19 protein-coding genes are annotated in these 21,131 nt (G+C 65.3%); 6 read left to right on the top strand and 13 right to left on the bottom strand.

Annotation, left to right across the window (positions count from 1 at the left end; genetic code table 11):
- Positions 1-2 precede the first annotated feature (2 nt).
- The 10 genes from ORS3428_RS20010 to ORS3428_RS20060 form a co-directional block, all read right to left on the bottom strand.
- Positions 3-677: a response regulator transcription factor gene (locus tag ORS3428_RS20010; RefSeq protein ID WP_071100005.1), complete on the bottom strand. Its 675-nt coding sequence runs from the start codon at positions 675-677 to the stop codon at positions 3-5.
- Between the two features lie 293 nt (positions 678-970).
- The gene (locus tag ORS3428_RS20015) at positions 971-2,518 is read right to left on the bottom strand and encodes a Do family serine endopeptidase (RefSeq protein WP_071100006.1); all 1,548 of its coding nucleotides are present in this window, start codon (positions 2,516-2,518) and stop codon (positions 971-973) included.
- A 370-nt stretch (positions 2,519-2,888) separates the two neighbouring features.
- Positions 2,889-3,353 carry a cytochrome c-type biogenesis protein gene (locus tag ORS3428_RS20025; RefSeq protein WP_071100008.1) on the bottom strand — a complete coding sequence of 155 codons (465 nt, stop codon included), beginning with the start codon at positions 3,351-3,353 and terminating at the stop codon, positions 2,889-2,891.
- The gene (locus ORS3428_RS20030) at positions 3,350-5,341 is read right to left on the bottom strand and encodes a heme lyase CcmF/NrfE family subunit (protein ID WP_071100009.1); all 1,992 of its coding nucleotides are present in this window, start codon (positions 5,339-5,341) and stop codon (positions 3,350-3,352) included. The genes ORS3428_RS20025 and ORS3428_RS20030 overlap by 4 nt, the downstream gene beginning before the upstream one ends.
- Positions 5,341-5,784 (bottom strand): cytochrome c maturation protein CcmE, encoded by a 444-nt coding sequence (gene ccmE, locus ORS3428_RS20035; RefSeq protein WP_071100010.1) that lies wholly within the window; start codon positions 5,782-5,784, stop codon positions 5,341-5,343. The genes ORS3428_RS20030 and ccmE overlap by 1 nt, the downstream gene beginning before the upstream one ends.
- 3 nt (positions 5,785-5,787) lie before the next feature.
- Positions 5,788-6,924, bottom strand: a complete 1,137-nt coding sequence (gene ccmI / locus ORS3428_RS20040) for a c-type cytochrome biogenesis protein CcmI (protein WP_108723121.1) — start codon at positions 6,922-6,924, stop codon at positions 5,788-5,790.
- A gap of 114 nt (positions 6,925-7,038) precedes the next feature.
- The gene (locus tag ORS3428_RS20045; protein WP_071100011.1) at positions 7,039-7,476 is read right to left on the bottom strand and encodes a hypothetical protein; all 438 of its coding nucleotides are present in this window, start codon (positions 7,474-7,476) and stop codon (positions 7,039-7,041) included.
- Between the two features lie 146 nt (positions 7,477-7,622).
- Positions 7,623-9,011, bottom strand: coding sequence for an ATP-binding protein (locus tag ORS3428_RS20050; RefSeq protein WP_071100012.1), 1,389 nt, complete (start codon positions 9,009-9,011; stop codon positions 7,623-7,625).
- A gap of 22 nt (positions 9,012-9,033) precedes the next feature.
- Entirely contained in the window at positions 9,034-9,699 is a 666-nt protein-coding gene (locus tag ORS3428_RS20055; protein WP_071100013.1) for a response regulator transcription factor, read from the bottom strand.
- A gap of 64 nt (positions 9,700-9,763) precedes the next feature.
- Positions 9,764-10,063, bottom strand: a complete 300-nt coding sequence (locus ORS3428_RS20060) for a hypothetical protein (protein ID WP_071100014.1) — start codon at positions 10,061-10,063, stop codon at positions 9,764-9,766.
- Positions 10,064-10,357: 294 nt separating this feature from the next.
- On the opposite strand from ORS3428_RS20060, the gene ORS3428_RS20065 reads away from it, so the two are divergent.
- Positions 10,358-10,750, top strand: a complete 393-nt coding sequence (locus tag ORS3428_RS20065; protein ID WP_071100015.1) for an ester cyclase — start codon at positions 10,358-10,360, stop codon at positions 10,748-10,750.
- Here the strand turns inward: ORS3428_RS20065 and ORS3428_RS20070 are convergent.
- The 3 genes from ORS3428_RS20070 to ORS3428_RS20080 all read right to left on the bottom strand — a co-directional run bounded on the left by ORS3428_RS20070 (position 10,741) and on the right by ORS3428_RS20080 (position 15,285).
- On the bottom strand, positions 10,741-11,166 hold the full coding sequence (locus ORS3428_RS20070) for a DUF3168 domain-containing protein (RefSeq protein ID WP_071100016.1): 426 nt from the start codon (positions 11,164-11,166) through the stop codon (positions 10,741-10,743). The two genes, ORS3428_RS20065 and ORS3428_RS20070, sit on opposite strands and share 10 nt — an antisense overlap.
- Before the next feature lie 141 nt (positions 11,167-11,307).
- Positions 11,308-12,861, bottom strand: a complete 1,554-nt coding sequence (locus tag ORS3428_RS20075; RefSeq protein ID WP_071100017.1) for a trimethylamine methyltransferase family protein — start codon at positions 12,859-12,861, stop codon at positions 11,308-11,310.
- 12 nt (positions 12,862-12,873) lie between these two features.
- Positions 12,874-15,285, bottom strand: a complete 2,412-nt coding sequence (locus tag ORS3428_RS20080) for a GcvT family protein (protein WP_071100264.1) — start codon at positions 15,283-15,285, stop codon at positions 12,874-12,876.
- Positions 15,286-15,397: 112 nt separating this feature from the next.
- Here ORS3428_RS20080 and ORS3428_RS20085 point away from each other — a divergent pair, with 112 nt between their 5' ends.
- The 5 genes from ORS3428_RS20085 (at position 15,398) to ORS3428_RS20110 (ending at position 20,985) form a co-directional block, all read left to right on the top strand.
- Entirely contained in the window at positions 15,398-16,036 is a 639-nt protein-coding gene (locus ORS3428_RS20085; RefSeq protein ID WP_071100018.1) for a TetR/AcrR family transcriptional regulator, read from the top strand.
- Positions 16,037-16,191: 155 nt separating this feature from the next.
- Positions 16,192-18,348: a transglycosylase domain-containing protein gene (locus tag ORS3428_RS20090; protein ID WP_071100019.1), complete on the top strand. Its 2,157-nt coding sequence runs from the start codon at positions 16,192-16,194 to the stop codon at positions 18,346-18,348.
- A 128-nt stretch (positions 18,349-18,476) separates the two neighbouring features.
- Positions 18,477-19,061, top strand: coding sequence for a DUF1214 domain-containing protein (locus ORS3428_RS20095; RefSeq protein WP_071100020.1), 585 nt, complete (start codon positions 18,477-18,479; stop codon positions 19,059-19,061).
- A complete protein-coding gene (locus ORS3428_RS20100; RefSeq protein ID WP_071100021.1) occupies positions 19,054-19,602 on the top strand; it encodes a DUF1254 domain-containing protein in 549 nt (182 codons plus the stop codon). The genes ORS3428_RS20095 and ORS3428_RS20100 overlap by 8 nt, the downstream gene beginning before the upstream one ends.
- A gap of 384 nt (positions 19,603-19,986) precedes the next feature.
- Positions 19,987-20,985 carry a DUF2336 domain-containing protein gene (locus tag ORS3428_RS20110; protein WP_071100023.1) on the top strand — a complete coding sequence of 333 codons (999 nt, stop codon included), beginning with the start codon at positions 19,987-19,989 and terminating at the stop codon, positions 20,983-20,985.
- The last annotated feature ends 146 nt before the right edge of the window (positions 20,986-21,131 follow it).

A 21,131-nucleotide genomic window follows, 5' to 3' on the forward strand; every position in this document is an offset into this window, starting at 1 on the left:
CCCTAGCCGCCTTTCAGCATGTAGCCGGCGCCGCGGATCGTGTGCAGGATTGGCTTGTCGAAGCCCYTTTCGATCTTGCCGCGCAGGCGCGAGACATGAACGTCGATGACGTTGGTCTGCGGATCGAAATGATAGTCCCAGACATTCTCGAGCAGCATGGTGCGCGTCACCACCTGGCCGGCATGGCGCATCAGATATCCAAGCAGCCGGAATTCGCGCGGCTGCAGCGTGATTTCCCGGCCGGCGCGCCTGACCGAATGCGACAGCCGGTCGAGCTCCAGATCGCCGACACGGTAGACGGTCTCCGCCTCGCGGGCGCTGGCGCGCCGGTTCAGCACCTCCACGCGCGCGAGCAGTTCGGAGAAGGCGTAAGGCTTGGTCAGATAGTCGTCGCCGCCGGCGCGCAGGCCGGTGACGCGGTCGTCGACCTCGCCCAACGCCGACAAGATCAGCGCCGGCGTGGTGTTRCCGCGCGAGCGCAGTGCCGCGATCACCGACAGGCCGTCGCGGCGCGGCATCAAGCGGTCCACCACCATCACGTCATAGTCGCCGGCGTCGGCAAGCGCGAAGCCTGTCTCGCCGTCACCCGCGACATGGGCGGTGTGACCCGCCTCGGCGAAGGCCTTCTTCAGGTATTCCGCTGCCTCGCGATCGTCTTCCATGACGAGAATCTTCATGGAGCTGTTATACGCGATTTCGGCGGAAGATTGAGGGGCAGCCATTGCCTTGGCCTTTCAGTTGAAGCGGCAGCGGGTGATGGGAAACCCGCTGCCGCCGGGAGCGAAACACGGTGACTGACTGACGTGCTCGGTCCCATGTTTTCCCCGCGGCGGTTCGGGGATGTTGAAACCGCCGCAAGGAAAAGACGCTGAGCAATTCCAGGAAAGGGTGAAACAGCTCTCCGTCCGGAATTGCGTCAAAACAAAGAGCGGTTGTGCGTTTCCGTGAAACGATCAACCGCCCTATCGGATCAACCCTTGCCGACCGGCAGCGCGACGAAGCGGTTCGTGTCGTCGCGGCTGATCTGCATCAGCACAGCCTTGCGGCCCGACTTGGCGGCATCCGCCATCGCCTTGGAGACGTCGTCGGTGTTGTTCACCTCGGCCGAATTGATCGAGGTGATGATGTCGCCGGGCTGGATGCCGCGGTCGGACGCGTCGCTGTCCGGGTCGACATCGGTCACCACCAGGCCCTTGCCGTTTTCCGACTTGGTGACGGTGAGGCCGAGATCAGCCAGCGTGTCGGCCTTGGGCGGCGCCGACTGCTTGTTGTGGTCCTCGTTCGAGGCCTGCTTGTCGCTCGAAGGTAGGGTGCCGAGATCGACCTTGACCGTCTCGTTCTTGCCGTTGCGCCACACAGTAACGTCAACCGACTTGCCCGGCGCATATGCGCCGATCATGCGGGCGAGTTCCTTCGGCGACTCGACATCCTTGCCGTCGACCTGAGTGATCACGTCGCCGGCGGCGATGCCGGCCTTCTTGCCGGGGCCGGCGTCCTGGGCGCTCGATACCAGCGCGCCCTTCTCCGCCTTCAGCCCGAGCGATTCGGCGATGTCCTTGGTCACAGGCTGGATCTCGACGCCGAGCCAGCCGCGCTGGACCGAGCCGTTCTTCATCAGGTCCTGGACGATCTGCTTGGCGGTCGAGGCCGGAATGTCGAAAGCGATGCCGACGCTGCCGCCCGACGGCGAGAAGATGGCGGTGTTGATGCCGATCACCTGGCCGTTGAGGTTGAAGGTCGGACCACCCGAGTTGCCGCGGTTGACCGAGGCGTCGATCTGGATGAAGTCGTCATAGGGGCCGGCGCCGATATCGCGGCCGCGGGCCGAGACGATGCCGGCGGTGACGGTGCCGCCGAGGCCGAACGGATTGCCGACGGCCACCACCCAGTCGCCGATGCGGATCTTGGAGTCGTCGGCAAAGTCGACATAGGTGAACTTCTTGCCGCCGCCATCAACCTTCAGCACGGCAAGATCGGTGCGCGGATCGGTGCCGATCAGCTTGGCGTCGAGCTCCTTGCCGTCATTGGTGACGACGGAGAAATCGGAGCCTTCCGAAACGACGTGGTTGTTGGTGACGAGATAGCCATCCTCGGAGATGAAGAAGCCCGAGCCTTGCGCCACTGGGCGCGGCTCGCCATTGCCGTGGTTGCGGTGGCCGAAGGGGCGCATGCCGAACTGGCCGCCCTGGTCGCCGAAGCCGCGGAATTCCCTGAAGAAGCGGCGCAGCTGCGGATTGTCAGGCAAGTTGTCAAAGCCGTTCTGATCGTCGGAGCCGTCATCGGCCGTCGGCTGGACCTTTGCCTTCACCTTGACGCTGACGACCRCCGGCGAGACACGCTCRACGAYATCGGCGAAGCTTGGAACCTGCGGGGCCTCGACGCGCACCGCATCGGCCAGCACGGGGGCAGTGCCGGTGGCGAGCGCGCCCGCGCCGACCGCACCCACGACAGCCAGGGAAGCGACGGCCGCCATCAGGCGCTTGCGGGTTCTGGAATATGAATTGGGGGCAATATTCATGGGTTTTGTTTCCTCTTTCGAAGGGATGCGCTCAGGCGAAGCATCCTCGGGCAAGAGGATTAGATGGGCGCACATTACGGCGCCATTTCCGGTGCATGAAAATTTTGTAATGTTGGTGGTTGGCGACGGTGCGTGCGATCACGAGGTTCAAAATGACCACAGGCCATACGAACCGAATTCGAGTCTCAGTCGATTGGGAGACTAAGATGATCGAGCGCATCAAGCGCGGGATAGGGCAGGCAAGGGGTGAGGCATGCAGCACCCGGAGGCTTGGCGGAAGCACCTGCCGCGTCGTCATCCACGGGCGGAGCAGCCGCGAAGCGGCGCCGCAGATGCTTCCGCCAAGCCTCCGAGGTCCGCAATTCGTGCGCTAATTGCGCAGCAGCTTGTCCAGCGCCGCCTTTTCCTCGGCGCTGAGGACGCTGTCCGGCGCCGGGCGGCGCGAGCGGGCGCTCATCACGATGAAGATGCCGCCGGCCAGAAGCAGCAGCGCCGGCGTGCCCCACAGAAGTGCATTGCGCGGGCTGAAGCGCGGCTTCAGTAGCACGAACTCACCATAGCGCGAAACGATATAGTCCATCACCTGCTGGTCGGTGTCGCCGGCGACGAGGCGCTGGCGCACGAGAATGCGCAGGTCGCGCGCAAGGTCGGCGTCGGATTCGTCGATCGACTGGTTCTGGCAGACCATGCAGCGCAGGCCTTCGGAGAGCGCGCGCGCCCTCGCCTCCAGCGTCGGATCGGGCAGCACCTCGTCGGGCTTCACCGCCTGTGCAGTGCCGGCGAAGGCAAGCGCCAGCAGGAGAACCAGCGAGGCGAGGGAAAACTTCGCTTTCATGTCAGGCTCGCCGATACGGCCGCGGCAGCCGGCTTGCGGCGGCGAGACGGCGCGCCGACGCGCAGGCGCCGATCAAGCAGCGACATGGCGGCGCCCGCCATCATCACCAGCCCGCCGCCCCAAATCAGCGTCACCAGCGGCTTCCACCACAGGCGCACGACCACCGAGCCGTCCTTGCCTTCGTCGCCGAGCGACAGATAGAGCTGGCTGAGCCCCAGCGTCCTGATGCCGGACTCGGTCGTCACCGTCTGCCGCACCGGGTAGAAGCGCTTGGCCGAGGTGATCTCGCCGTCAGCATTGCCGTCGGCGCCAATCAGCATGAAGCGGCCGCGATCCTCGGTGAAGTTCGGGCCTTTCTGCGGGAGGAGCCCTTCGAAGCGCAGCGTGTGGCCGGAGAGCTCGACCGTCTCGCCGGGACGCATGGCAAGAATCTTCTCGGTGCCGAAGCAAAGCGTGGCGACGATGCCGAGCAAGGTGAGCCCGAGGCCGAGATGGGCGAGCGCGGTGCCGAAGACCGAGCGCGGCAGGCCGGCGAAGCGCCGAAGCATGATGGCGGGCGCGACCGAGCCGACTCCCGACTTGATGGCAAGATCGGTCAACGCGCCGGCGACCAACCAGACGGCGAGCCCGACCCCAAGCGCGGCGAAAACCGAGGCGCCATCGATGAACAGACCGGTGACCAGCATCGCGGCGAGCGCCACCGCGAAGGCCGCCATCAGGCGCTGGGAAGCAGCAAAGATGTCGCCACGCTTCCAGGCAAGCAGCGGGCCGAACGGCACGATGGCGAGCAGCGGCAGCATCAGCGGGCCGAAGGTCAGGTCGAAGAAGGGCGCGCCCACCGAAATCTTGCCGCCGGTGATGGCTTCCAGCGCGAGCGGATAGAGCGTGCCGACGAGCACCGTCGCCGTGGCCGTGGTGAGGAAGAGATTGTTGAGGACCAGCGCGCCCTCGCGCGAGATCGGATGGAATAGGCCGCCCGCCGTAAGCCGCGAGGCGCGCAGCGCAAACAGCGCCAGCGCGCCGCCGATGAACAGCGTCAGGATGCAGAGGATGAAGACGCCGCGCGCCGGGTCGGTGGCGAAGGCATGGACCGAGGTGAGCACGCCGGAGCGCACAAGGAAGGTGCCCAGCAGCGACAGCGAGAAGGTGAGGATCGCCAGGAGCAGCGTCCAGATCTTCAGCGCCGAGCGCTTCTCCATGACGATTGCCGAATGGAGCAGCGCCGTGCCGGCGAGCCAAGGCATGAAGGAGGCGTTCTCCACCGGATCCCAGAACCAGAACCCGCCCCAGCCGAGTTCGTAATAGGCCCAGTAGGAGCCCATGGCGATGCCGCCGGTGAGGAACATCCAGGCTACCAACGTCCAGGGCCGCACCCAGCGCGCCCAGGAGGCGTCGATGCGGCCTTCGATCAAAGCCGCGACGGAGAAGGAGAAGCAGATCGAGAAGCCGACATAGCCGAGGTAAAGCAGCGGCGGATGGATGGCGAGGCCGAGATCCTGCAGGATCGGGTTGAGGTCGCGCCCTTCGATCGGCGCCGGGTTGAGGCGAATGAAGGGATTGGACGTCGCCAGGATGAACAGGAAGAAGGCGGCGCCGATCATGCCCTGCACGGCAAGCACATTGGCCTTCAGCGTCGCCGGCAGATTGGAGCCGAAGACAGCGACGAGCGCCCCGAAGAAGGTCAGGATCAGCACCCAGAGCAGCATCGAGCCTTCATGGTTTCCCCAGGTGCCRGTGATCTTGTAGATCATCGGCTGCAGCGAATGGGAGTTTTCCCACACGCTCGCCACCGAGAAATCGGAGCCGGCATAGGCGCTGGCAAGAGCCGTGAAGGAGAGCGCGGTGAGCGCTAAGCCGGTAACCGCGACCGGACCGCCGACCGCCATCAGCCGCTGATTGYCGGTGCGCGCGCCGACCAGCGGCACCAGCATCTGCACCAGCGACAGCGCAAAAGCCAGCACGAGCGCGAAATGTCCGGTCTCAACCATTATTGACTCTTGCTCTCCTGCCAGACGCCCTTGGCCTTCAGGCCGTCGGCGACTTCCTTCGGCATATAGCGCTCGTCATGCTTGGCGAGCACGCTGTCGGCGACGAAAACACCGTCCGGGCCGAAGGCGCCTTCGGTGATGACACCCTGCTCCTCGCGAAAGAGATCGGGAAGGATGCCGGTATAGGTGACCTTCACCGACTTCTGATTGTCGGTGACCGAGAAAGCGACGGTGGCGCCCTGCCCGCGCACGATTGTGCCCTTGCCTACGAGGCCGCCGAGACGGATACGCTGTCCAGGCTGAACGGTTGCGGTGGCAAGATCGGCCGGCATGTAGAAATAGGAGGCCTTCTGGCCGAGCGCGTAGAAGGTGAGGCCGGCGGCGGCGCCGAGAAAGGCAAGCCCTGCCAGGATCACCGACAATCGCTTCTGCTTGCGCGTCATCTCTTACTCCGTCGCCGTCACGCCGAGGGAGGCGGCAAAGGCGGTGAATTTCTTGGCTTGCGCGCTGTCGGCGCCGAAGGCGGCAACAGCGCGGCCGAGCGCGTTGCGCGCCTGGTCGGCCTTGCCGAGCACGACATAGGAACGAATGAGCCGCATCCATCCTTCCTCGTCGCGCGGATTTTGCTTCAGCCGGTCGTCGAGGCCCGCGACCATGGTTTCGATCATCGCCTGCCGATCCTGCGGCGACATCTGCTGCGCCGCCTCGACCTGCCCGGCGTCCGGCCCATCGGCAGGTTTGCCAGCCGCGGCTGCGGGTTCGGTCGTTTCGGCGAGCGCCTGCTGGACGGCGCTGCGCCAAGGCGAATCCGGCGCAAGCCCGCCGAGCATCTTCTGCCAGGCGGYCGTGGCTTCGGCTTTCCTGCCCTCCTGCGCTAGGCCCACCGCCAGATAGAAGCTCGCCTTGGCGTTGGCGGGGTCGAGCTTCAGAGCCGCCTCGAAGGCATCTTGGGCCTCGGCCGACACGATACCCCCGGCGGCGTTGGCGATCGCCTCGCCGAGGCCCGCCTGGCGGGTTGCGCTGTCGCCGTCGAGGCGGATGGCATTGCGATAGGCCGTCACCGCGTCTGCATAGCGCTGCTGGCGCAGATAGACCGGCGCCAGCACGTCCCAGCCCTTGCCGTCCGAGGGGTTGGCCGCAAGATGGGCCTCGGCGCGCGCGACCAGCTCGTCGACCGAGGAATCGGCCGGGTTCTTGGCAAGCCGTTCGGCCAGCGGCTGCGAGGGCAGGTCCGGCGAGCCCAGTTCCCCATAAAGTCCCCAGCTCACCAGCGGCACCGCCAGCACGGCGGCGGTGGCAACCAGCCTTACAGCGTGCGAGGGACGGGGCGCCTCCGCGTCCGACTGGCTGCCCGAGCCGAGACGCAGGATGCGGCGGCCGATCTCGGCGCGCGCTTCCTCGGCCTCGGCCGGCTGGATCAGGCCGCGCGCCACGTCGCGGTCAAGCTCGGAAAGCTGGTCGCGATAGACTTCGAGGTCGTGATCGCCAGCGGGCGACGCACCTTTCGTGCCRCCGRCCAGCGGCAAAAGCACCGCCAGGCTGGCGCCCAGCGTAAGGATTGYGGCTATGACCCAGAACAGCAWGGCTATTCCAATAAAGGCAGAGCCCTGCCCTGCCAACACGGCGATCCTGCGACGCTTTGACGGCAGAAGCGCCGCCCGACCTTGATCGATATCAATCGCGCCGACCGATCTCAGTTAGGTCAGCGGCGTCCAGCTGCCGTCGGCATTGCGGCAGGCCGTGCCGCGCGCGGTGACGCCGGATGTGCCGGTGTACACGGTGTGCGTGTACTGGCGGCAGTCCTGCGAACCGACCCGGTAGGGCTGCGCGGCGACCACCTCGCCATAGTGGGAGGAACTGTCGCTCTTCCACGTCACCTTCTGGCCGCTGGTATGGTACTCCAGCGCCTTGTATTCCGCCTCGAGGCCCTTGCGCTTTTCAGCGTCGCTCAAGCCGGCGCCGATCGAGCCGCCGATGAGCCCGCCATTCATCGCCGAGACGATGCTGGTGCCCAGCTTGCCAGCCGACGGATTGGTCGCAGCCGGTGTGACCGGAGAGGCGGGACCACCCCTGCCGAGTGTGGTGCAGCCCGAAGCGGCCACGAGAACGGAAACGAGCGCGACGCGAATCTTCATGCCAGCAACCGGTTCTCTTGAGCGGGATGGACTTCTCGAGCGAGATGTGCCGGGGGCCGCGCCGTCGGGGAGGACGGCAAGCCCATAGTATTGATATTTGTCGGAAATTTGGCCGCGACCGGCCGCACAAAAATCGATAAAAAACATTACTGAAGGCTCCGCAATCTCACCACTGCCCTCAAGCCGCCCATGCCGGACCGTTCCAGCACCAAGGCGCCTCCATACTCGTTGACGAGATCGGCGACAATGGCCAATCCGAGCCCGGTTCCGGGCTTCGTCTCGTCCAGCCGCCGCCCGCGCTTCAGCGCCTCGCGCGCCTTGTCTTCGGGAATGCCGGAGCCGTCATCCTCTATGACGATTTCAAACAGGTTGGCGCTTTCCGGATCGAGCGCGACTGAAACCGCAACGATGCTCTTTGCCCATTTCATGGCGTTGTCGAGCAGATTGCCGAGCAATTCCTCCAGATCCTCGCGCTCGCCGGCAAAGACGATCTCGGCCGGCGGCAGCGTAAGCGTGAGCTTCGTCTGCGGGTTGAGCTTCCGCAACACCCGAACCATGCGCTCGACCAGCGGCGACACAGGCGTGCGGAAGACGACGCTGTCGCGCTGGGCGGCGACCCGGGCGCGCTGCAGATAATGATCGACCTGCTTCTGCATCGAGGCGGCCTGCTCGGCGATGAGCTGGCCCTTGGCGCCGCCGAGCGCGCGGCCTTCATTGATCAGCACCGCCAGCGGCGTCTTCAGCGAATGAGCAAGGTTGCCGACCTGCGTGCGCGAGCGCTCGACGATACGCCTGTTGTTCTCGATCAGCGCATTGGTCTCGTTGGCAAGCGGCTCGATCTCGGCCGGGAAGCGCCCGCCGAGCCGCTGGGCCGTGCCCTCGCGCACCATGGCCAGCGCATTGCRCACGCGGCGCAAGGGCTGCAGCCCAAGCAGGATGGCGATGGCGTTGATGGCGATCATGCCGACGCCGAACAACGAGAGATAGGTGGCCAGACGACGCTGGAAGCTCGCGATCTCCTGTTCCAGTTCGCTGTGGTTGCCCATGACGCGGAAGCGCGCGGCACGGTTCTTGGCATCAAGCACGAACTCGCTTTCGAAGACCTCGAGCTCCTCGCCCTTGATGCCTTCGGTCGCGTAGCTGCGCTGGAAGTTGGCGTTGAACGGCACCTCGGCGACGCTGGGCGAAAGGATCGAGGTCGTCATCGAAGAGGAATGGATTTCGCCGTRCACCCCTTCGGAAGCCGGTTCCACCGACCAGTACCAGCCGGAATTCGGCTCCGAGAAGCGCAGGTCGCCAAGGTCGGGCGAGCCGGTGAGCGCGCCGCTGTCGGAGATGCCGACGGAGCCGATCAGGTTGAACAGATGCGCCGAAAGCAGGCTCTCGAAGCCGCGCTCGCTGGCCTGCCGGTAGAGCGTGGTGATGAGGGTGAAGATGACGACCAGCGTCAGGATCGCCCAGATGGTGGAAAAGGCGATGACACGGAAGGTCAGCGAGCGCGGCCAGAGCCGCAGCCGTGAAAGCCGCGTTCTCATGGTTGGCTTCACCGGTTCCGCGTTACGCCTCCGGCTCTCGCATGCGATAGCCCATGCCACGCACGGTTTCGATCATGTCGATGCCCATCTTCTTGCGAAGCCGCCCGACAAACACCTCGATCGTGTTGGAATCGCGGTCGAAATCCTGGTCGTAGAGATGCTCGACCAGTTCGGTGCGCGACACCACCTCGCCCATATGGTGCATCAGATAGGCAAGTAAACGGAACTCGTGCGAGGTGAGCTTCAGCGGCAGGCCGTTGACATCGGCCTTGGAGGCTTTGGTGTCGAGCCGGAGCGGACCGCAAGTGAGCTCGGACGAGGCATGGCCGGCGGCGCGGCGGATCAGCGCCCTCACCCGCGCCAGCACCTCCTCGATGTGGAAGGGCTTGGTGACATAGTCGTCGGCGCCGGCATCGATGCCGGCCACCTTGTCGCTCCAGCGGTCGCGCGCGGTCAGGATCAGCACCGGCATCTTGCGCCCGCCGCGGCGCCAGCGCTCGACGACGCTGATGCCGTCCATCTGCGGCAGGCCGATGTCGAGGACAACGGCGTCGTAAGGCTCGGTGTCGCCGAGGAAATGCCCTTCCTCGCCGTCATAAGCCCGGTCGACCACATAGCCGGCATCGGCCAGCGCATCGGTCAGCTGCCGGTTGAGATCCTTGTCATCCTCGACGACGAGAACACGCATGGGTTGAAGCCTGTTAACGGGCTAGAGATATAGGCCGATTCCGCCGGCCAGGGAACCGACAGGGTCAGTTCAGCGGGACGACGATCTCCGAGCGGCGCGGGCGCTGGCCCTCCTTGCCGGGCACCAGCACGACGATGACGCAGACCTGCTGCCCGCCCCGCGTCGACTGCGAAGCCTTGGCGAGCGTGCCGCCACTCTGCGCAGCGACCTGCTGGCCGATCGCATAGCAATCGCCGGCGGCAAGCACGACGGGCTTATCGACCGACGGCTCGATGACCGGCATTGCCGTCGCCTGGGACACAATAAGTCCGGCTGCGGCAAGCGCCAGCGTCGCGGTGCGGATATGGGAGCGGAGCGTTTTCATGATCACGCTTCTAACGCATATGTGCTGAACGTGAAATGAACGGTGATCGGTCGAAAACCCATGCCCGCCACGCCCCCTTAATACTTGATTTTACGCACTTCCGGACGGAAACCCGSTACGCACTTTGCTGGAATTGCCCCAGCGCGAGGCGAATGAATGCGATCCTGCAGCCCGAGCCCCCATCAAGCCGGACCTCGAATTCATAGCCGGACAATCACCGGCGCGGCTACGGTTTTCGCAGGCAGGTCATGCGCTAGTTTTGCGCCTTGAGCTGGATGACGATGGGAAAGCGCCATGAGCAGTGAGGATCTTGCCGATCTCTACAAGGGCTACATCGCCTGCCTCAATGAACAGGACTGGGACAATCTCGGCAGCTTCGTCGGTGAGGAGGTGCAGTATAATGGCGAGACGATCGGGCTTTCAGGCTATCGCCGGATGCTGGAAAGCGACTTCCAGGCCATTCCCGACCTGCGTTTCAACATCGAGCTCCTGGTTTCGGAGCCGCCGCGCGTAGCCGCCCGGCTCCATTTCGACTGCCGGCCGAAAGGCGTTCTGTTCGGCCTGCCGGTGAACGGCAAGCGCGTCTCCTTCGCCGAGAACGTCTTCTACGAGTTCCAGGACGGGCGCATTCGCGAGGTCTGGTCGGTCATCGACAAGGCCGAAATCCAGGCTCAGCTTCAGGGCTGAGCCGATCCCTCGGGCACTTCCTGGGTGAGCGCGCGGAAGCGCAGCAGCCCGTGATAGACCGCAAGGTCATCGTCGTAGCGCGCCTCGGCGAATTCCAGCAACAGGCGCGTCTGGCCGCGCGGGCCGATCGAGAGCGCCGCGCCGTCGAGGCGCGCCTTGATGCTGTCCATGATGAGGCGCGTCTCGGCCTCCCCTTGAGCCTTCGACCAGATATGCAGCGTGACGAGCTGATCGTTGTCATTGTCGGCGCCGGTCTCGAGGTCGAAGGCGCTGGTGCGGCCATAGGTGACATGAGGAAAGGCTGCCTTGGCGTCGGCGCGCTCGAGCAGGCCGGCACCGCCCAGCAACGCCGAAAGCGACGCATCGGTCTTCAGCCTCAGGAACAAGGCCTGCATCAAATCGCCAGGCGCCGTCATTTACCGTCCATCGCAAGCAGCCTTCCGTTCGTCACCACCCTGATCGGCAACGTAACCACGCTCGCGATCCAACGCCAGATCACGAATAGTCTTAACCGTAACGTGAACTGCGAAAGCCTCGAAATTATTACGTTTTTAGACTCACGACACCGGCGCCGCGCCGCCCTGCTCGGTACGGCGCGCGATGAACTCATCGAGCACGCCGGCGGTGGCGGCAGCGGATGGCGGCGGCTGGAAATCGGCAAGGATGCGCTTCCAGATGCCGGTGGCGCGCTCGGTGGCGGTCTTGGCGCCGGCCTTGGTCCAATTGCCGAAATTCGACCAGTCGGCCACCAGCGGCTCGTAAAAGGCGGTGCGGTAGCGTGCCATAGTGTGGGCGGCCGAGAAGAAATGGCCACCGGGCTGCACTTCGGCGATGGCCTCGAAGCCGATGGCGTCCGCGTCGCCCGGCGTCGCGGCGCAAAGCTCGGCGACCGTCTGCAGGGCTTCGATGTCGGTGATCAGCTTCTCGAAGGAGACGCTCAAGCCCCCTTCCAGCCAGCCGGCGGCATGGATGCAGACGGTCRAGCCCGCCAGCACCGAGCCCCATAGCGCGAACTGCGTCTCATGCGCTGCCTGCGCGTCGGAAACATTGGCGGCGCTGCCGCCGCCCGAACGCCAAGGCAGGCCGGTGAAGCGGGCGAGCTGGCCGGCGCCGAGCGTCGCCTTGACGTGCTCGGGCGTGCCGAAGGCCGGCGCTCCCGACTTCATGTCGACATTGGAGGAGAAGGAGCCGTAGACCACCGGTGCGCCGTGCCGTACGAGCTGCGCCAGCGTCAGCCCGGCCAGTGCCTCGGCATGCTGGAGCGTCAGTGCGCCGGCAACCGTTATCGGCGCCATGGCGCCCGCCAGGCAGAAGGGCGTAATGATCGAGACCTGGCCGGCCTTGGCGAAGTCGATGATGCCTTGCGCCATCGGGATGTCGATCTGGCGCGGCGAATTGGTGTTGATGACGGTGTAGCAATAGGCGCCCGCGCGAAACTCGTCCTCCGACAGGCCGCGCGCCAGGCGGACCATCTCGAAGCAGTCCTCGACCTGCGGCGTGYCGCGCGCGAAGACGAAGGGGAGCTTGTCGGACAAGGTGAGCTGCGCCCGGCCGGTGGCATAGTGGCGAAAGCGGGTGTCGACGTCCTGCGGCTCGATGCAGGGGCCGAGCATGTGCAACACGTCGAAATGCTGCAGCAGCTTCATGAATTCCTCGAAGGCGGCGAGCGTGCCCGGCCGCCGGCCGCGTTCGAGATCGGTGAYGTTTGGCGCGCCGGAGCCGGCGAGGAAGGTTATCGTGCCGAGTTCCAGCGCAAGATCGCGAGAGCGGTCGCCGCCATGCGCCAAGATCGAGCGCGGCGCCGAGGCAAGGGCTGCCTCGACCATGTCGCGGCCGATCCTCACCATCTGGCTGTCCTCGTCGACCAAGGCGCCTGATTTGGCAAGAATGGCGCGCGCTTCCGGCAGCAGCACCTTGATGCCGAGCTCCTCCAGCACACGCAGCGCCGTGTCGTGGATCGCGGCGACCTGGTCGTCAGAAAAGACCGGCTGCGGCAGGAACGGGTTCTTCAGCGAACGATAGTTCGGGCGGCGGCTCGACGCGCTGCCCGCATCGCCGTTGCGTGCGCGCCGGCGTTCGCGCCTCAGATCGCGTGCGGCCTCGTCAATCATGTCCAATCCTCCCTATTGCCGCATCGCCTCGCCCTTGGGGTCGTAGGGCGAGGCCGCGATGACGCGCGCCGGCCGTTCGACGCCGACAATGTGTACGGAAAGCGCTGTCCCATCCCCGGCGAAATCGTCATCCACCAACGCCAGGGCGACGCTCTTGCAGACGGTGTAGCCATAGCCGCCGGAGGTGACGAAGCCGACACGCCGGCCCTTGTGCCAGACCGGCTCGAAGCCGCTGGCGTCGGCATCGACGGCGTCGACCTCGAGCGTGACGATCCGTTGCGAGACACCAGCTTCGCGCTCCTTCAGCGCCGCCTCGCGGCCGATGAAGTCGCCCTTGTCGAAAGCGATGAAGCGGTCGAGGCCCGTCTGGCCGGGTGTGTAGCCTTGCGTGAACTCGCGCGACCAGATGCCGAAGCTCTTCTCAAGCCTCAGCGAATTGAGCGCGTAGTAGCCGAACTCGGCGAGGCCGAGATCCTCGCCGGCGGCAAGCAGGTGCTCGCGCAGGCTCGCATGCATGGTGGCGGGGCAGTTGATCTCAAAGCCGAGCTCGCCCGCGATCGACAGCCGGGCGACCCGGGCGCGCACCATGCCGATGTCGAACTCGCCGCAGGACATGAACGGCAAGGCTTGCGCCGAGATATCCTGATGCGTGGTGCGTTCAACGATCTTGCGTGCGTTTGGGCCGGTAACGAGGAACCCGGACATCGCGTCGGAGATGTCGGTGACGGAGACAGCTTCGGCCATATGCGCCTCGAACCAGCGCATGTGGAACTCGCGAAGGTAGTAGGAGCCCATGATCCAGTATTCGCCGCCGCCCCAGTTGAGCAGGGTGAGATCGCCCTTCAGCCTGCCGTCGGACCCAAGCATCGGCGCGAGCTTCGCGCGGCCGGGCTTCGGCAGCCTGCAGGCGAGCAGCCGGTCGAGCCAAGCCTCCGCGCCGGGACCGGACACGGCATAGCGCGAGAAGGCCGTTGTATCGACCAGGCCGGCGGCGCGCCGCACCTGCAGCACCTCGTCGCCGACGATGTCGAAGGCGTTGGAGCGCTTCAGCGTCGTCTCCTCGCGGAAGCCCATCGGTGCGAAATAGGCCGGTATTTCCAGCCCCCACGACGCCGTCCATTCACAGCCCGCAGCCGTCATGCCGTCATAGGCGCCGGGGCGCTTCAGCGGCCGGMCCGCCGGCAGTCGCTCGTTGGGGAAGGTCATGACGAAGCGACGGGCATAGAACTGGCGTGTCGTTTGCCTGAGATATTCGCGGTTGGCAGCGAAGACGCCGTAGCGGGCAATGTCCATGCCGAAGATGTCGGCCTGCGGCTCGCCGTAGATCATCCATTCGGCCAGCGACTTGCCGACGCCGCCACCTTGGCTGAAGCCGGCCATGACGCCGCAGGCGACCCAGTAGTTCTTCAGGCTGCGCACCGGGCCAACCAGCGGGTTGCCGTCCGGCGTGAAAGTGAAGGCGCCGTTCACCCATTTGCGGATGCCGGCGGTCGCCAGGCAGGGGAAGCGCTCATAGGCCTCGGAGAGTTCCGGGCTGATGCGGTCGATATCCTCGGGGATCAGCTCGATGCCGTAGTCCCACGGCGCTCCGTCCATGTTCCAATGCTTCGGGTTCTGCTCGTAGACGCCTAGGAGTACGCCTTTGCGCTCCTGCCGCAGGTAGGAAAAGCCGTCCAGATCGRCCGCAAGGCCGAGCTCCTTGTCGAGGGCCGCGACCTCGGGAATGTCCTCGGTGACAAAATAGTGGTGCTCCATCGGCGTTACAGGCAGGTCGACGCCGGCCATCCGCCCGACCTGCTTGGCCCAGAGACCGCCGGCATTGACGACATGCTCGGCGACGATCGTGCCTTTCTCCGTGACGACATCCCAGCCGCCATCGGCGCGCGGCTTCAACTCGACGACACGGTTACGCAGGATGACGTCGGCACCGCGCTTTTTCGCGGCACCCGCGTAGGCATGCGTCGTGCCGTAAGGATCGAGATGACCCTCGTTGGAATCGTAGAGGCCGCCGAGCACACCGCTGACGTCGACGATCGGGCAGATCTCCTTGATCTCCCTGGGTGTCACCAGCCGCGCCGTCTCGATGCCGACCGATTGGAACACCGCCCAGGCCGATTTCAGCCATTCCCAGCGCTCGGGATCGCTCGCCATGTTGACGCCGCCGGTCATGTGCAGTCCGRCATTCTGGCCGGACTCGGCCTCGATCTCGCGATAGAGCTTTATCGTGTAGTCCTGCAGCGCCGCGACGTTTGGATCGGCGTTCAGCGCATGGAAGCCGGYCGCCGCGTGCCAGGTCGAGCCGGCCGTCAGTTCGGCGCGCTCGATCAGCGCCACGTCGCTCCAGCCGAACCGCGCCAGGTGATAGAGCACCGAGGCGCCGACCACGCCTCCCCCGATGACGACCGCGCGATAATGCGACTTCACGAGCCTCTCCCTCTCGTTGGAGGCCTTACGATACACGCCCTGTACATGAGTGTCTAGACACAAGTGTACAGGGCGCTTGCGCGCCACTTGATGCCATGCCTATTGTGCGGCCATGATCATGACCGCTCCTCCGGCCGAACCGGTTCCCGGCAACATCAAGGTGACGCGCTCGGACTGGATCAATCTGGCGCTCGAGACGCTGATTTCAGACGRCATCGAGAGCGTGCGCGTGCTCACGCTCGGCCAGAAGCTCGGCGTGTCGCGCTCGAGCTTCTACTGGTATTTCGAAAGCCGACAGGACCTGCTCGACCAGTTGCTCAGGCATTGGCAGGACACCAACACCAAGGCAATCGTCGAGCGCGCGCGGCGCCCGGCCGAGACCATCATCATGGGCGTGATGAACGTGTTCGAATGCTGGGCCGACGAGCGCCTGTTTGACCCGAGGCTCGATTTCGCCATCCGCGAATGGGCGAGACGCTCCGCCGACGTGCGGCGCATGATCGACCAGGCCGACGACGAACGCCTTCTCGCCATCCGCGACATGTACCGCCGGCACGGCTATGACGACGAGGACGCCTTCATCCGGGCGCGCGTACTCTACTACATGCAGATCGGCTACTACGTGCTCGACCTCAAGGAGCCGGTCGAGGCCCGCGTCAGCCATCTCGCCGCCTATCTGCGCTCCTTCACCGGCCAGGAGCCGACCGACGCCGATGTGGCGCATTTCATGCGCTTCATCGCGGCGCGGTGATGTCCCAATCCTGCGAGCGTCCCAGCGTCCGATCACAAAGGTTGAGGTGTGGCTTTGCCGCTCTTGTGGGCAGGGCGAAAATGGACAAATAGTCTAATGGGCGGYGCTGAATTTGCAGGGTGGCATTCAGGCGCCGTCCGCGGCGGAATCCTGGAATGGCAAGTCCCTCAAAACCACGCAAGAGAAGAGGCCGGATCGCAGCGGCACTGCTCGCCGTCGACGCGTGGCTCGATTCCTCGCTCTACGAGATCGGCTTCAAGGCGGGCCAATTCTGGGAAGCGGCCACCATCTTTTCGCGCCGTTTTCGCCTGCATGGCTGGCGGCGCGCCATCATCGAGGTGCTGAGCGAAGGCTTCACCATGGGTGCCGGCGGCTTTGTTGTGCTCCTGGCGCTGGCCATGCCGGCCTTCGAGATCACCGCCGGCGACTGGCGCAACCAGGGCGACTTCGCCGTCACCTTCCTCGACCGCTACGGCAACGAGATCGGCCAGCGCGGCATCATCCAGCGCGATTCCGTGCCGGTCGACGAGATGCCGGACATCGTCATCAAGGCGGTGCTCGCCACCGAGGACCGGCGCTTCTTCGACCACTACGGCATCGACGTTCTCGGCCTCTCGCGCGCGATCTTCGAGAATGTGCGCGCCAATTCGGTCGTCCAGGGCGGCTCCAGCATCACCCAGCAGCTCGCCAAGAACCTGTTCCTGTCCAACGAGCGCACCCTGGAGCGCAAGATCAAGGAAGCCTTCCTGTCGCTGTGGCTGGAGGCAAACCTCTCCAAGAAGGAGATCCTGCAGCTCTATCTCGACCGCGCCTATATGGGCGGCGGCACGTTCGGCATCGAGGCGGCGGCGGACTTCTATTTCGGCAAGAGCGTCAAGGACCTGAACCTCGCCGAGGCGGCCATGCTCGCCGGCCTGTTCAAGGCGCCGACCAAATACGCCCCGCACATCAACCTGCCGGCTGCCCGCGCGCGCGCCAATGTGGTGCTCTCCAACCTCGTCGACTCCGGCTTCATGACCGAGGRCCAGGTGCTGCAGGCCAGGCTGCACCCCGCCGACGTCGTCGACCGCGGCGAGCAGAAGAGCCCCGACTATTTCCTCGACTGGGCCTTCGACGAGGTCAAGAAAATCGCCAAGACGGGCCAGCATTCCTTGGTCGCCCACACCACTTTCGACGCCAATATCCAGAAGGCGGCGGAAGAGTCAGTTGAGTTCCACCTCAGGCAGTTCGGCAAGGAATACAACGTCACCGAAGGGGCAGTCGTCGTCATCGAGACCAATGGCGCGGTGCGCGCCATCGTCGGCGGCCGCGACTATGGCGCCAGCCAGTTCAACCGCGCGACCAAGGCGCTGCGGCAGGCCGGCTCGTCCTTCAAGCCTTATGTCTATGCCACGGCAATGGAGCACGGCTTCACGCCGGATTCGGTGGTCTCCGGCGGCCCCGTCAGCTGGGGCAACTGGTCGCCGCACAACTACAGCGGCGGATCGGCCGGCAACGTGACGCTGCTTACGGCAATCGCCAAGTCGATCAACACGGTGCCGGTGCGGCTCGCCAAGGATTATCTCGGCATCGCCCCGATCAAGGCGATGGCCGAATCGATGGGCGTGGAATCGCCGCTGGAATCGCACAAGACCATGGTGCTCGGCACGTCCCTGATGACGGTGATGGACCAGGCGACCGGCTACAGCGTCTTTGCCCAGAACGGCTTCGTCGGCTCCAGGCACGGCATCACCCAGCTCGTCACCCGCACCGGCGAGGTGGTCTATGACTGGACCAAGGACGCGCCGCCGCCGCACCGCGTGCTGTCGGAGAAAGCGCTGCATTACATGAACACGATGCTGGCGGCCGTGCCGGCTATCGGCACGGCCCGCCGCGCCCAGCTTCCCAACATCGTCGTCGCCGGCAAGACGGGCACCACGCAATCCTACCGCGACGCCTGGTTCGTCGGCTTCACCGGCAACTACACGGCCGCCGTCTGGCTCGGCAATGACGACTTCACGCCGACCAACAAGATGACCGGCGGCTCGTTGCCGGCGATGGTCTGGCAGCGGCTGATGGTCTACGCGCACCAGAACATCGACCTGAAGCCGATCCCCGGCCTCGATCATCCGTGGGTCGATCCGGAGGTCGCGGCCAAGGCGGAGGAAGCGGCGAAGAAGGAGGCCGCGGATGCGGCGGCTGAGGAGCAGGCCGAGCGCCCGCCGGTGCTGTCCAGCCGCACCACTCAGACGCTAAGGGACATGACAAAGGCGTTCCAGGCAGCGCCCGTGCTCGATGCACCGAAAGCGCCGGAGACGCTGTCGGCACTTTAGATGTGATCACCGCGCATGTCTTTGTCCCGAGATCAGTTCCACATTCGGGAGGCCTGGTTTAGCAAGCCTGCTTGCCACGAGGCCCCGCGCCGCGATATCCCGAGCAACCTCCTCTGTTCCGGCGCTCCATGCTCAAGAACGCATTCCTCACGCTGCTTTCGCTTGCCATAGCCATCGGCCTGGGCGGCAGCAGCGTGTGGTACGCGCTCAACGCGCAGGATGGCGTTGGCGCGATCCGCATTGGGCGATGGACCGCCTTTCCCGAAATCGGCACCCAGGCCGCCGACCCCTATTTGAAGGCGCGCGTAGCGCGCGAGGGTGTGCTGACGCTCGGCCGGGCGGAGGGGCTCTCCTTCGTCGCCGAGCGCGACGAGGCCGGCGAGTCGCTGAAGCGGGAATGCGCCTATACGATCGAGGGCGGCTATCCAACCGCCCGGTTCTGGACGCTTTACGCCGCCGACCAGTCGCTCGGCGTCATCGACACCGGCAAGGCGAGACAGGCGGCGCTGCAATCCTACGAGGTGCTGCGGCGGCCCGACAATACGGTCGTCATCTCCGTCGGCAACCGCCCTGCCCCCGGCAACTGGCTGCTCACCAACGGCTTCGGCACAATGTATTTCGTGCTGACCTTCTACGACACGCCGATCGCGAGCAGCACCGGGCTTTCCGACGTGACGCTGCCGCGCATCCTGAAGGCGGGCTGCAATGCGTAAGTTGTTRCATGCCTTGATCCTCGGCCTGATCGGCGCCGGCATCGTGCACATCGTGGTGCTGTTCCTCGTGCCGGAATTCTCCGAGCGCGATGCCTGGTCGCGGCTGGCAATGGCCTCGGATCTCTACAAGATGACGCGACTGGACGCAGAGGCTGGCGGCGCGCCGGTGGTGAAGTCGGTCGACCCGCTATTCTACGCGGCCGCCTGCCGCTTCAACCTAGCCGACGGGYTGGTGCGGATCAGGGCGCCGGGCGACGTGCCGTTCTGGTCCGCCTCGGTCTATGACCGCAGCGGCCACAACATCTATTCCTTCAACGACCACAACGCCAATGGCGAGAAGCTCGATGCCGTGGTGCTGACACCGGCGCAGATGATCGACGTGCGGCGCGATCTTCCGGAGGAGTTGCAGGGCGCGATCTTCGTCGAGGCGCCGATCGAGGAAGGCATCTTCGTCGTCCGCGCCTTCGTGCCCGACGAGAGCTGGAAGCCGATCGTGTCGCGCTTCCTCGAGCAGAGCGCCTGCGAGCTGCAAGACTACTGAGGCGAAACAATCAGTGGTGCGGCGCGGGAGGCCGGGGCGAACCTGGCTTGTCCGGGCCATCCGGACGCGCCGCGCCGGCTTTCGGCTGCGGCTCATAGCGGACGCCGGGGAAAATGATGACCGCCGCCGTATCGGTGTCGTGACTTGCTCGATTGATCGGTGCCGCTCGCGGCACAAAAGACAGGACCATGCCCATGGTTCGCGCATTCCTCTCGGTTGACCCGGAGCACAACGCAACGCCTCCAAAGTTGATTAAGCCGGGCAGAGGGTTAACGGAGCGCTAACGGATCGCCGCTAATTTGATCTTTGTTCCCTGGGGACGCGAAACTGGCACGGCCGGATTGCGCGGAGCCGGGTCTGTGTAGAGTATCGGGCGTATCCTCCGTGTCATCTTCGGATTTCAGGCAAATTGCTATCCGGACCGAAGCGGGAAAGGCCGAAAGGCTGTTCCGGGCCGCCGTATCGGCCTTCTGCTCGTTGACACGCCCCTCGCGCCGCGAGATTGCCCAGCTCGAGGATCTGACGCTGCCGCTGTTCGACGATGTCTCGGTCGAATCGCGCCGCTATGTCGCGGCCGCCCTTTCGGAATGCGAATACGCGCCCGCCGCGCTGGTGCGGCGACTGGCCGAGGAGCCGGTCGAGATCGCGGCGCCGCTGCTCACGCGCTCGAACGCGCTGAGCGACATCGACCTCATCGCGCTGATCGGCCGCCATGGCCTGCCGCATGCGCGCGCGATCGCCCGCCGCAAGGAGCTCAATCCGACGATCGCCCACCTGATCCGCGCGCTGGAGAGGCCGACGCTGGTCAAGTCGCAGCCATCGGAGACGATCACGAAGCTCGCGCCGGCAAAACCGGTGCCCGCCCCGGAAGACGGCCGTCAGGTTCGCGGCGAAGCCGAGGAGAATGCGCGCCGCCGGCTGCGCTCGATGATGCGACCTGCCGGCGAAGGCGTTGGCGTCAACCTGTTCCTGGGCCAGCCAGCCTATGTGAAGCTGCGCGAGACGGCGCTGACCGGCAACGCCGCCTTCTTCCAGACAGCACTCGCCGATGCGCTCGCGATCGATTTCGCCACGGCCCGTTCGGTGACCGAGCAGTCGAGCTACACCGGGCTGCTGGCGGCGCTCAAGGCGCTCGACCTCAGCGAAGACAGGGCTTTCCTGATCGCGGTCGCGGTCTATCCGGGCGAGTTCCCACATCCGCAGGCGATCCGGCTGTTCCTCGACCGTTACCGGCTGCTGCATCGCGAAACAGCGCTGGACAAGGTGCGGGCCTGGAAGGCCGAAACGCTGTCCCGTGCAATCCGCGGCAACGCCGCCGAGACGACAGGCGCCGAGCCCCAGGTCTCCAAAAGCGGGTCGATCGCCAGCCTCAAGGCGTCCTAACGCGATTGAGCGTCCGGTACGACCAGTTCGCGAAGCGAATATCGGAAGTAAGCCGCGAGCACCCCGCGATGCCTCACTGTTGCCGTCGCATTTTTTGGGAATAGAGCGACATAAGACGGCGTTGGGTAAAATGAAGGGGCGACGTC

Origin of the sequence: Mesorhizobium sp. ORS 3428 (assembly GCF_001854785.1) — a bacterium.
Classification (GTDB): Bacteria; Pseudomonadota; Alphaproteobacteria; order Rhizobiales; family Rhizobiaceae; genus Mesorhizobium.

Excerpts from the sequence above, each read along its gene's own strand:
- ORS3428_RS20095 (WP_071100020.1), top strand. The coding sequence starts at position 18,477 with ATGCTCAAGAACGCATTCCTCACGCTGCTTTCGCTTGCCATAGCCATC.
- ccmE (WP_071100010.1), bottom strand. The coding sequence starts at position 5,784 with ATGACGCGCAAGCAGAAGCGATTGTCGGTGATCCTGGCAGGGCTTGCC.
- ORS3428_RS20060 (WP_071100014.1), bottom strand. The coding sequence starts at position 10,063 with ATGAAAACGCTCCGCTCCCATATCCGCACCGCGACGCTGGCGCTTGCC.
- ORS3428_RS20065 (WP_071100015.1), top strand. The coding sequence starts at position 10,358 with ATGAGCAGTGAGGATCTTGCCGATCTCTACAAGGGCTACATCGCCTGC.
- ORS3428_RS20025 (WP_071100008.1), bottom strand. The coding sequence starts at position 3,353 with ATGAAAGCGAAGTTTTCCCTCGCCTCGCTGGTTCTCCTGCTGGCGCTT.
- ORS3428_RS20070 (WP_071100016.1), bottom strand. The coding sequence starts at position 11,166 with ATGACGGCGCCTGGCGATTTGATGCAGGCCTTGTTCCTGAGGCTGAAG.
- ORS3428_RS20045 (WP_071100011.1), bottom strand. The coding sequence starts at position 7,476 with ATGAAGATTCGCGTCGCGCTCGTTTCCGTTCTCGTGGCCGCTTCGGGC.
- ORS3428_RS20055 (WP_071100013.1), bottom strand. The coding sequence starts at position 9,699 with ATGCGTGTTCTCGTCGTCGAGGATGACAAGGATCTCAACCGGCAGCTG.